The sequence below is a fragment of the Methanosphaera sp. genome (genome assembly GCF_016282985.1).
GTDB lineage: Archaea > Methanobacteriota > Methanobacteria > Methanobacteriales > Methanobacteriaceae > Methanosphaera.
In genome coordinates this window covers 22,102-34,179 of the sequence record NZ_JAEELZ010000149.1, presented here as the reverse complement: position 1 = coordinate 34,179, position 12,078 = coordinate 22,102, and the positions used below count along the sequence as shown (strand labels likewise).

Below are 12,078 nucleotides of genomic sequence, written 5' to 3'. Positions count from 1 at the left end.
TATTCCACCTTCAGTTCTTACAGGACTGTCAATAGTATGAATTACATCATAATCAATATCAGTTACTTCTGTTAAGTTTTCTTCAACTGTTTTTGAAGTACATGTTACACAGTCAGTGTGTAATAATGATTCTAAGTTTTTCATTACAGCTGGTATTCCACCAGCATTATCCACATCAATCATTCTGTTGTTACCACCAGGTCTGATACTGCAGATATATGGAACTTCATGACTTAATTTATCAAATAAGTCAATATTTACATCCAATCCACCAACTTCATGTGCTATAGCTGGTATGTGTAAGGTTGTATTAGTAGATCCACCTAATGCTAAATCAACCACAATAGCATTTTCAAATGACTCCTGAGTCATAACATCTGATGGTTTAATATCTTTTTCAATAAGACCAAAAATAGCTTTTGCTGATTTTCTTGCTATGTCAACTTTTTTATCACTTACAGCATGAGCTGTTGCACATCCAGGTAAACTCATACCAAGAGTTTCTGTTAAACAGGCCATAGTGTTTGCAGTGAATAATCCTGCACAAGAACCTGCTCCAGGACAAGCACATCTTTCAAGTTCATATAAATCTTCTTCAGACATTTTTCCAGATTGTGTTGCTCCAACTGCTTCTGTAACATTTATAAAATCAACAACTTCTCCATGGAATTTACCCGGCATCATAGGACCACCAGTAATAAATATGGTTGGAATATCCAATCTAGCAGCAGCCATTAACATTCCAGGTACTACTTTGTCACAGGTAGGCATACAAATTAAAGCATCAAATTGATGAGCCATAGCCATACTTTCAACTGTGTTAGCAATAATCTCTCTTGATGGTAATGAAAAATACATACCTTCGTGGTTCATTGCTATTCCATCACAAACAGCCATTGTGTTAAATTCAAATGGAACTCCACCTTCAGATCTAATTACTTCTTTGACATCTTGTACTAAATCTTTTAAGTGTATGTGTCCAGGTACAATATCAGTATAACTGTTTGCTATACCTATAAATGGTTTTTCCATATCTTCATCATTCAATCCACATGCTCTAAGTAATGAACGATGAGATGTTCTATTAATTCCTTTTTTAATATTGTCACTTCTCATAAAATCATATCCTTATAATAAAAATAAATAAAAATTTGGTTATTGAAACATAAAACAATTTTATCTTTTTTCAACATTATATAATATATATTATATTCATAATGACTAATAATATTTTATTTATATTATTAGATAAAAAAAATAATTAAAAAAAAATATTCGATAAAAAAAAGTTAAAAAAACATAAATATACTTTGAATAAATAATGATAAAAATACTAAAATAAATATATAAGTTTAAAGATAATATATATTGACTTGAAAAAGTTAATTTTGTTAAATTTATATCCACATATAAAAGGGCTCGTAGTCTAGTCAGGATTATGACGTGGGACTTCGGATCCCAAGATCGGGGGTTCAAATCCCCTCGGGCTCGTTTTTAACAAAATTTTTCTAAACCTATTTTTAAAAAAATTTAATTGATTTAACTATTGCTAAAAAATATTATATTATATTATCATTATTGATTAGAATATTGACATATTATGAAATGATTTATTAAATTATTAATTATATCCTATTTTATAATAGAAATAAGTTTAAAATGATTAAGTAAACTTAAAAAATACAATAAATATATTAAGTAAAAAAATCATATTATTAAAAAAGAACTTTTTTTGAGTATATATAATAATATAACTTTTTTTTAAGATAATTATCAAAGGAAACGATAATATGCCATATGATTTTAATTTAAAAACTAAAGATAATCACTTAATGATTGGAGAATTTGATGCTAATGATTTAGCTGAAGAATTTAAAACTCCATTATATGTAATTGATGAAGAAAAAGTTAGAAATAACTATAATAAATTATACACTGCATTCAGTAGTAAATATGAAGATTTACATATGTGTTATGCAGCAAAAGCTAACACAAGTTTAGCTGTATTAAAAATATTAGAAGATGAAGGAAGTTATATTGATGCAGTGAGTCCTGGTGAAATTTACACTGCTTTACTTGCAGGATTTACTCCTGATAGAATAGTTTTCACTGGAAACAATGTAACAACCGAAGAATTGGAATATGCTCATAAAACAGGAGTTACTTTAAACCTTGATAGTATTTCAGCATTGGAAAGATTAAGTACTATTGAAGGAACTGAAGGGAAAGAAATATCCATTAGAGTAAATCCTATGGTAGAAGCAGGTCATCATGAACACTGTATTACTGGTGGTCCAAAAAGTAAATTTGGAATTAGGGAAGATGAGGCAGTAGAAGTTTACCAAAAAGCTATTGATTTAGGATTTAAACCTATTGGTATGCATTCACATATAGGTTCTGAAATATTAGAATCTGAACCGTTTATGTTAGCTGTAGAAACAATGATGGACATTGCTGGAAAAGTTCATAAAGAAGTTGGAATTGACTTTAAATTCTTGGACTTCGGTGGTGGTTTCGGTATTCCTTATGAACCAGATGAAGAAGAATTAGATCTTGAAACATTCACAACTGACATTATTAAATTGTTCAGATCAAAACTTGAAGAATATGATATGGGAAGTCCTTCATTCTATATTGAACCTGGAAGATTCTTAGTAGGTAATTCTGAAGTGTTATTAACAAGAGTTAATACTATTAAAGAAAGTTACCGTAAATTTGCTGGTGTGGATTGTGGATTTGGTACTTTACAAAGACCAACAATGTATGGTTCTTACCACCATATTGTAGTAGCTAACAAAATGAATGAGGATAATGTTGAAGAAATTGATATTGCCGGAAACTTATGTGAAAGTGGAGATTTATTCGCTAGAGATAGACCTATGCCTAAACTTGAAGAAGGAGATCTTCTTGCAATATTAAATGCAGGTGCATATGCTTTCAGTATGGCTTCTCAATATAACTCAAGACCTAGACCTGCTGAAGTATTGGTTAATAAAGATGAAGTTGATGTAATTAGAAGAAGAGAAGAGTTCAGTGACTTATTTAATGGTCAAAAAATCCCAACAAGGTTATTAAAATGAGTATTGAAATAGAATTTACTAAAATGCATGCTCTTGGTAATGATTACATTGTTATCAATGAAACTACAGAAGAAGTTATACCTGAAGAACACAAAAATAAGATTAGTGAAGAAATTTCAACCAGAAGGTTTAATGTAGGTGCTGATGGTGTAATTTTTGCTTGTAAATCTGATAAAGCTGACGTTAGATTCCGTATATTCAATAGTGACGGTAGTGAAGCTGAAATGTGTGGAAATGGTATTCGTTGCTTAGCAAAATATGTTTTTGACAAAGGTATTGTTAAAAAAGAAACTATGCAAATAGAAACCATGGAGGATATTAAAGAAGCAAGACTTACTGTTGAAGATGATGAGGTTACCAGTATTGAAATTGATATGGGTAAAGGATTCTTTAAACCTGAAGATATTCCTGCTATAGCTCCTAGTGGAAATACTGAGGAATTTATTGATGAGGATATTGATGTTGAAGGTGAAATTATAAGGATGAGTTCCGTTAGTGTAGGTAACCCTCATGCTGTATGTTTTACTGATACCAACATAGAAGATATTAACCTTGATTTCTATGGTCCTCGTATTGAAACTCATGAAGCTTTCCCTGAAAAGGTGAATGTTCATTTTGTAAATATTGAAACTCCTGAAGAGATTAATATTTTAACATGGGAACGTGGTGCAGGATTTACATTTGCATGCGGTACAGGTACAACCAGTTGTGTTTTGTTAGGTTATAAAATGGGTTTACTTAATGAAAAGGTACATGCTCATTTATCCGGTGGGGATTTAGACATCACTATAACTGATCACACTGAATATCTTACAGCAACAATGAAAGGAGCTGCAGTTACAGTTTACGAAGCTACTATGAATGTTGAATTTTAATTCAACTTCAAATTTTTTTATAAAAGTGCATAAAAATGAGAAGAATAAAATATATTGATTTGAGTATTGCTTTGGTTAAGAGAATATTCCATCTTAGATTTATGGTTGCAGGTTGGACCAGAAAGTCTAAAATAATTGATAAGATAATTAAAAAGACTTTATTTGAACATGATGGTACATATTTCATACCTAGTAATCAGAGTGTCAAGAATATTTCTTCTCAAACAATTAGGATGGATTACGATATATCCAAACCTGATATGATTGTTATGCCCAGTGACATTATTAAGAGTGTAATTAATGAAGCTGATGACATTGTTATTATGAACAAATGTTTATGCAGAAATTCCACAGAGTGTACTGATTATCCAAGAGATTTAGGCTGTATATTTCTCGGAAAAACTACAAGAAAAATATCCAGAAGACATTGTAGGGAAGTTACACGTGAAGAAGCTATGGAACACATTGATAAGTGTGCAGAAGCTGGTTTAATTCATATTATGGGTAGAAATAAGATGGATTCTGTCTGGATGGGTGTTGGACCTAACGAAGAATTGTTGACTATATGTAATTGTTGTCCTTGCTGTTGTCTTTGGAGAGTATATCCTAATTTAAGTGATACTATTCAAAATGATTTCTATAAACTTCCGGGTGTATCTGTTCAGCTTGATGTTGATGATTGTGTTGGTTGTGGAAAATGTAAGGAAGTCTGTTTTGCCAAATGTATAACTATAGAAAATGGTAAAGCTAAAGTTGATGATGACATTTGTATAGGTTGTGGTCAGTGCAGTAATAATTGTCCTACTAATGCAATTAAGTTGATTTATGATAAAAAAGATGTTAACGGTGTGTTTGATAAGATTAATTCATTGGTTAACATTAAATCATGAAAAAACTAGACGTGTATTGCAAGTGTAAAAAAAAATAAAAAAAAATAATTATTTTGGATAATTATTCTTCATCCAAATCATAATTACGGTTGAAGTTTAAATCTCTTGTTTTGTAAATAGTTGCTCTTCTTAATTTGAGTAACTCTTTTTTCTTTTTATCAAAGTCTTCCATGGACTTGATATTTTCTTTAACGTAATCAAGTATTTCATCAACAACGGCTGTTTGATGTACCCAGTTACAGTCTTTACAGTTCCATACATTTTTATCTGTTATCCATTTACCCCCTGTTGATCCATCAGCACATGGATAAAACGGACAGTAACAGAATGTACAGCTTTCTTCATCATTATGACATGGGAAATATTCACAGTCAGTGTTTTGTCCTATCTGTATATCTCCATCAAAGAATCTTGCATAGAATTCTTCTGTTTGTTCAGGTAATTTTGCAGTCATTTTATATCCGCGTGGAGTAATCATTTTTCCTTTTTTGACATAGGTCATGGAGTTACCTACAATGATTGTTGTAGACATATGAATATCCTGGTCTTTCAATTCTTTTAGTTTACAGATTTGTGTTATTGTTTCTGTTCCTTCTGTTTTTACAATACCTACCGGTGTTTCAGGATTTCTGTTTTCCACTAATATATCACATGCTGTTTCAAATGGTATTGTTCTGGTTTTACTTTTTGGGTTGTAAAATGCAATTACCAAATCTGCTATTGCCGCATGTTTAATTTTCCTTTGAATTTCTTCTAAAGGAGTTAACAAATCACTTAAACTGATTATTGCAAGGTCATGTAAAGGTGCTCCCAATGCACTTGCTGAATATGTTGCTGCTGTTACTCCAGGTATTACTTCAAATTCCAAATCACTGTATTTATCAATTATCTGGAAGTATACGTTTGCCATTCCATAGATTCCCGGGTCTCCTGAACTTATAATTGCAACTTTTTTTCCTTCCTTTTCGAGTTCTATTGCAAGTTCCACTCTTTCCATTTCATCTCCCATACCTCTGCTTAACACTTCTTTACCTTCCAATAAATCCTGTATGTGTTCAAGGTAAGGATGGTATGCAATTATTACATCAGATTCTTTAATTTTATCTGCTGCTTTGAGAGTCATATGTTCTCTTTTAGATCCTATTCCAATTAAACTTATCATTTTATTTATTCCCCTAAAAAAAATATAATTTGTAAATAATACTCAATAAAAATTTAATCTTCAAAATGCGAATTGTATAGTATTATTCTCTGTGAATTATAATGTATTTTTTATTATATTTATATATTGATTTATAAAATCAGTAAAAAAATTAAATTAAATTTTAAAAAATAATAAAAAAAGAAGGATATAAATTATGCTCTTGTTTTTTGTTGATTATTTGAAGCAGATGTTACATTTTTATTATTGTCGTTTGTTTTGTTATTTGTATAATTCATTAAACTTTCAATAGATTGATTGGTATTTGAATTACCGTTTTGATTGTATAACACAATTCTTTCTTTAAGTGTAATTGATGTGGTATTAACCCTTACTTTTCCGGAAGAGTATACTTCACCGATAGCTGTAGCAGTAATACTGTAAGTTTGTTCCGGTAAAATTTGTATATATCCTCCGGAAGTTATTTGAGTATCTTTAGTGGCTAATGCAGTTATTGTTATGGTCTGGTTTCCCGTATCATCATTTGATATTTTCGCCGAAACCGAATTCAGATTAACACTTAAATTTGTTAGATTATTCAATACTAATGCAACACTTTCACTATTAGTAATGTTTAATGTATCCTGATCATTTAATTTTTTTTCACCTGTAACAGAAGAAACCAAATCAGAACCCTCATCCAACTGAACTGATAATAAATCTAAAGGATTTATTGGTTCGGATGAAATAAGAGTATAAGAAGCAAATAATCCTATTTCAAAAAATAGAATGATACCTAATATGAATAATAATATTTTTAATATTCTTGACATAATTCACCCTCCGATTTTTCCTAATTATTAAAATATATATTCTATATATTTTTAAGTAGATTATAATATATACATATTTTTAAAGCTTATCAAAAATATAATATTAATAATAAAAATAGTGAAGTTGATTTTCATGTCCAGTGATATAATTAAAAAATTCCAAGAGGTAAATTTATTATTAAATAACAATGCATATGCGGAAATTAAAGCTAATAATGACACTGATTATTTAATAAATGAATTGATAGAATATATTGAACAGAATGATAACGATCAATATATAATTACTACTAAAACCATAAGAGAGTATCAAAAACATGAAAGACAACGTATACATGAATCAGTAATAGAAAATCCGAAAACAAGGGAAATACGTAAAAATCAGGAAACGCCTTATGAAGTTACAATGGACATTACCAATAAATCATATACTGACGGAGATATTAAGGATTTAAATAAGTATTTCAACAGCAGATTTGAAAAACTTAAAAAGATTATACAGGAAAATCCTGAATACAATAAAGTTGAAGATTTAAAAAACACTAAAACAAATATAGATAATCTTCATGTGATTGGAATTGTAAACAATATTAATAACACAAAAAATGGTCATAAAATCATTGAAATAGAAGATCCGACAGGAACTGGTAGTGTAATCGTACTTAAAGATAATGAGGACTTACTTGAAAGCAGTCAAACCATTGTTAAAGATGAAGTTATCGGAATTACCGGAAGTACAAACGGAAACCTGATTCGTGCAGATGAAATTGCACATCCAAGCATACAAAGAAGAATTGTAGATAAACCTATGGATTTTTCCGTTGTATTTATTTCTGACGTTCACATAGGAAGTAAACAGTTTGATGAAGGGGCATTTAACAGATTTATTAAATGGATTAATGGAAACTATGGTTCTGAAGAACAACAGGACGTAGCTAATGATGTGAAATATTTGATTATCGGAGGAGACCTGGTTGATGGTATCGGAGTTTATCCTAACCAGGAAAAGGAATTGAAAATTAAGGATATATATGACCAGTATGATGAAGCTGCCAGACTTTTAGGAGATGTTACAGATATTCCTATAATCATTTCTCCAGGTAACCACGATGCAACCAGATTAGCAGAACCACAACCTGCATTGACTGAAAAATATGCTAAGGAATTATGTCATCAGAAAAATGTTGAAATGGTAAGTAATCCATCAATGATTAAACTGGATAACATTAATGTTCAGGTTTATCATGGACGTAGTTTTGATGATATTGTAATGGCATTGAATGGATATACTCATGCAGATACCGATAAAATAATGAAATTGCTGCTAGAAAAAAGACATTTAGCCCCTATTTATGGTGAAAGAACCCCATTAGCCAGTGAATTCGAAGATTACATGGTGATGGATGAAGTTCCTGACATATTACATACAGGTCATGTTCATATTAATTCTCACGTAAAATATAAAGGAATACATATGTTAAATTCAGGAACGTTCCAAAAACAGACAGAGTTCCAGAAAATTTATAACATTGTTCCTACTTATGGTCAGGTACCTGTTATTAAAAGAGGAACCATGCAACTTTTAGATTTTACGAATGATTGATTTTGGTGATATAATGGATAATAATATTATTGAAAAAATAGTTAAAACAGCACATCATATTTATGATAAAGAAATGATTTTAGGTAAAGCAGGAAATATAAGTATTCTTGATGAAAGTAAACAATTTATGTATATAACTGCATCAGGAACCGACTTTAAAAGTTTAAGTCATGAAGATGTTATAAAAGTTAACATAAATGATTTAAGTTACACATCTGTTGATAATAAAGTTCCTTCTATGGAAACTAATTTACATGTAGGTGTATATAAAAACAGATCTGATGTAAATAGTGTTGTTCATGTACATTCACCTTATGCAACAGCTTTTGCTTTCAGTAATAAAAAATTACGTCAATTAGAAGGTTTTGGTGAAATTACTGGAGAATATATAACTGAAGTTGATTATTATCCACCGGGAAGTAAAAAATTAGCTAAATATGCAAGTGATGCATTGAAAAATGAGGATAAAGTCTTATTGAAAGACCATGGGGTTATTACAGTAGGTAAAAATATTGATGAAGCTACACTACTATGTGAATACATAGAAGGAATAGCTAAAACTCAATATATTACTCATGTTCTTAATCTTTAACTGCTTCCAATTCACTTAAGATGTTCCAAATTAAAATTCTTGCATGAATTGGAATGTTTGGATCATTACTTATATCATCTAAAATTGAGATAACAGTACTGGCTTTAATTGTAGGTTCATCATCTTCTTTTGCTAAAAGAACTGTTGAATCTTCTGCTGCTTTTCTTATATTTCTTGGTACACTGTTATCATTGATTATTTGTGATAATATTTCAGTACAATTTGCAAATATTTCTTCATTATTCATTATGTCAGACATAAACTACACTCCCTTTAAAAAATTATTGTTAATGATTATCGATATTCTAATTAATAAAATAAATTAAATTTTTCAATACTAGTATATAATATTATAATATTTATGTTAATCATAATATAAAAAATAAATGTTTTTATAAATATCATGAAAAAATAAATTATTAAAAAATGATTTAATGAAAATAAAAAAAAGACATAGATTTCTAGTGTAAATAATTAATCTTTCAAACTTACAGCAATAGTTACACCATCATATGCAGTCTTTTTAAATATTAAATGGGAATCTTTTCCATTTGCAATAAGCGCCGTTGGTTCACAAACACCCTTAACACCAAACTGTTTCATAACAAAATCGGATTTGGAACATTCATCATTCTGATAAGATTTAATATCGTCCATAGGAATAATAATCAAATCTTTATTTAATTCATTGATATTATCAACAATACCCTTTTCATGTTCTTTAACATCTGCCGTGGCAAAAAAATCAATTCGTGAAACGGGAATTTCCAGGATGGAACATGCCTGATTTATAGCATTTTTTACTTTACTTGTTAAAATATCTTTTCTGGCACCTATTCCCATAACCATTTGCTTCGGTTTTAAAATAACTTCATGATCATCTATAACAGAAACGATAGAATCATAATCATCATCAAAATGAATAGAATAGGATTTGTTTACATTATCATCCAATATAAAAGAATATTTATGTGGCAAATACAGGTCAACTATATGATTATTTATTAAAGCTCTGTTAATAAATTTTATATTTTTAGGATTTTCCAAAGAACAGTAATAACGTTTTGCAATTGAATCTATACCTGTTTTATTATTAACATCAGTGGATGTTGTTATAACGGGTGTTGAATCAAGAATATTGGCAATTTTTAATGTTAAATCATTTGCTCCACCAAAATGTCCACTCAATAAACTGATTACAAAGTTTGCATTATCATCAATAAGTAAAACTGCAGGATCTGATAATTTAGAATTTACGTGAGGAGCTATGGATCTAATCATAATTCCGGATGCCATAATTCCAATGATACAATCATATTTATCAAATATGTCATTGATTGTAGATATAATATTTTTATGATATTGAGATACATTCAATATTAAAGGATTATCCTTTAAATTTTCAAACAAAATGTCTGATATCTCTTTTCCTTGATTTGTAACGGATAAAATTGCAATATTCATTTTTAAAACCTTAATTTATAATACTAAAAACATAATTATGAAGTAAATAATTACAATTGTTAAAATAAACAATATTGAAGTAACTTTAGTAATTTTAATAGCTTCTGAAATCTTTTCTTTAGTTAATTCATCTGTTCCATATCCTAACTCATATACTCCTTCTTTAATCAAAGTAATATTTAATGCTCCTGCTGTAGCAGCCATTGGATAACCACTGTTTGGACTTGGCGTCTTTAATGCAAATTTTTTCATTACATCATAAGACTGTTTGTAATCATATCTGAGTATAAATGATGATAATACCACATAATAACCTGTTAACCTGGCTGGAATATAATTTAAAATGTCATCTAATTTTGCAGGAAAACAACCTATGTTTATTAATTCTTTTGTTTTATATCCTAGCATAGCATCCATTGTATTTGAAACTCTGTATATTACAGCACCAATTATTCCAATTATAATACCAAATAATAAAGAAAGTATTGTCGTATAGAATAAAGGAGAAATAATGCTGTCAGTTATATTTTCTGTCAATGTTTCAATAGCTGCTGATGTTATTCGTGACTCTGTTAGTTCTGATGTATTTCTGCTTACAAGATATGACATGGATTTTCTTGCCTTTTCAATGTCTTCTTCAAGATCTTTTTGAATATTTCTTACTGATTCAATAAGAAAATTAATTGAAAATGTTGTTGACAATAATAATGAAGCAAATATAACAAATAGCCAAACATTGATATAAGCACATAATATTAACAGTGTTAAACTAATGAATGTGAAAACAGATACTGTTATCAAAATGGTCAGTAAACCTGAAAATTTAGTGTTTGGTAAATAATTTTTTAATTTATCAATCAGATTTCCCATTAAAATAACAGGATGAATTTTGTTTGGCACTTCACCAATGATCATATCAATTATTATTGAAATAACAATAATTGAAATGTTGTATACTAATGTTTCGTATGTCATTAATTTTAATTATATATATTAAAGTATATAATAGAGGTGTATTTCAACTGTAAAATTTGATTCAAAATTTTTTCGTTGAAATAGTGAGACATATATTTCAAGTGTAAAGTAAAATTGATTTTTTGAATAAAATAAATAGAGGTATATTTCAAGTGTAAAAAAATATAAGAAAAAAAATGATATAGATAGACATCAATTTCAAGTGTAATAAAAAATATTTTATTGGATAATAAAAGTATATACATAAATTTCAAGTGTAATATTTTATAATAATAATATTTGAAGTAATAAAAAAATAAATAAAAGTATTATTGTATTACTTTTTTAATTGTTTTGAAAAATTATAAAAATAGAATATATAATAGTTATTTTTATCTAAATAAAGGATTATAATTATTTATTTAATATAATATTATATTATTATTATTATTTATTATTCTATATTATTATATTATTATTATTTTATTATTTTATTAATATATTTTATTTATTTTTATTTATTATTATATTATTTATTTTATTTTTAATTTTAACGTTTTTCTAATACTTTTTAGATGATATATTCATTTTTCTTTGGTTTCAATTTTTGTTTTTTCAAAAATTTCAGGGGGGTATACAATATAAT

Annotated in this window: 11 protein-coding genes and 1 tRNA gene; 6 read left to right on the top strand and 6 right to left on the bottom strand. The window is 28.4% G+C overall.

Annotated elements, in window-relative coordinates; genetic code table 11:
* The coding region (locus QZZ11_RS09250) for a dihydroxy-acid dehydratase (RefSeq protein WP_292475580.1) at window positions 1-1,116 on the bottom strand (1,116 nt) is incomplete at its 3' end.
* Window positions 1,117-1,415: 299 nt separating this feature from the next.
* Here QZZ11_RS09250 and QZZ11_RS09245 point away from each other — a divergent pair.
* From QZZ11_RS09245 to QZZ11_RS09230, 4 genes are all read left to right on the top strand, one after another.
* Window positions 1,416-1,491: transfer RNA gene (locus QZZ11_RS09245), tRNA-Arg, on the top strand.
* A gap of 299 nt (window positions 1,492-1,790) precedes the next feature.
* A complete protein-coding gene (gene lysA / locus QZZ11_RS09240) occupies window positions 1,791-3,080 on the top strand; it encodes a diaminopimelate decarboxylase (RefSeq protein WP_292475577.1) in 1,290 nt (429 codons plus the stop codon).
* Window positions 3,077-3,955: a diaminopimelate epimerase gene (gene dapF / locus QZZ11_RS09235; RefSeq protein WP_292475576.1), complete on the top strand. Its 879-nt coding sequence runs from the start codon at window positions 3,077-3,079 to the stop codon at window positions 3,953-3,955. The genes lysA and dapF overlap by 4 nt, the downstream gene beginning before the upstream one ends.
* Window positions 3,956-3,990: 35 nt before the next feature.
* Entirely contained in the window at window positions 3,991-4,845 is an 855-nt protein-coding gene (locus tag QZZ11_RS09230) for a 4Fe-4S binding protein (RefSeq protein ID WP_292475573.1), read from the top strand.
* Window positions 4,846-4,906: 61 nt separating this feature from the next.
* Here the strand turns inward: QZZ11_RS09230 and cobJ are convergent, their stop codons facing one another.
* Window positions 4,907-6,007 (bottom strand): precorrin-3B C(17)-methyltransferase, encoded by a 1,101-nt coding sequence (gene cobJ, locus QZZ11_RS09225; protein ID WP_292475571.1) that lies wholly within the window; start codon window positions 6,005-6,007, stop codon window positions 4,907-4,909.
* A gap of 194 nt (window positions 6,008-6,201) precedes the next feature.
* Window positions 6,202-6,819, bottom strand: a complete 618-nt coding sequence (locus QZZ11_RS09220; protein ID WP_292475570.1) for a hypothetical protein — start codon at window positions 6,817-6,819, stop codon at window positions 6,202-6,204.
* 133 nt (window positions 6,820-6,952) lie between these two features.
* Between QZZ11_RS09220 and QZZ11_RS09215 the strand changes: the two genes are divergently transcribed.
* A complete protein-coding gene (locus QZZ11_RS09215; RefSeq protein ID WP_292475568.1) occupies window positions 6,953-8,422 on the top strand; it encodes a DNA-directed DNA polymerase II small subunit in 1,470 nt (489 codons plus the stop codon).
* A 13-nt stretch (window positions 8,423-8,435) separates the two neighbouring features.
* On the top strand, window positions 8,436-9,014 hold the full coding sequence (locus tag QZZ11_RS09210; protein ID WP_292475567.1) for a class II aldolase/adducin family protein: 579 nt from the start codon (window positions 8,436-8,438) through the stop codon (window positions 9,012-9,014).
* Here QZZ11_RS09210 and QZZ11_RS09205 read toward each other — a convergent pair.
* From QZZ11_RS09205 to QZZ11_RS09195, 3 genes are all read right to left on the bottom strand, one after another.
* Window positions 9,004-9,261: a UPF0147 family protein gene (locus QZZ11_RS09205; RefSeq protein ID WP_292475584.1), complete on the bottom strand. Its 258-nt coding sequence runs from the start codon at window positions 9,259-9,261 to the stop codon at window positions 9,004-9,006. The genes QZZ11_RS09210 and QZZ11_RS09205 overlap by 11 nt on opposite strands.
* A gap of 227 nt (window positions 9,262-9,488) precedes the next feature.
* A complete protein-coding gene (locus tag QZZ11_RS09200) occupies window positions 9,489-10,478 on the bottom strand; it encodes a cobalt-precorrin 5A hydrolase (RefSeq protein WP_292475565.1) in 990 nt (329 codons plus the stop codon).
* Window positions 10,479-10,493: 15 nt separating this feature from the next.
* Window positions 10,494-11,453, bottom strand: coding sequence for a cobalamin biosynthesis protein (locus tag QZZ11_RS09195; RefSeq protein WP_292475563.1), 960 nt, complete (start codon window positions 11,451-11,453; stop codon window positions 10,494-10,496).
* Between the last annotated feature and the right edge of the window lie 625 nt (window positions 11,454-12,078).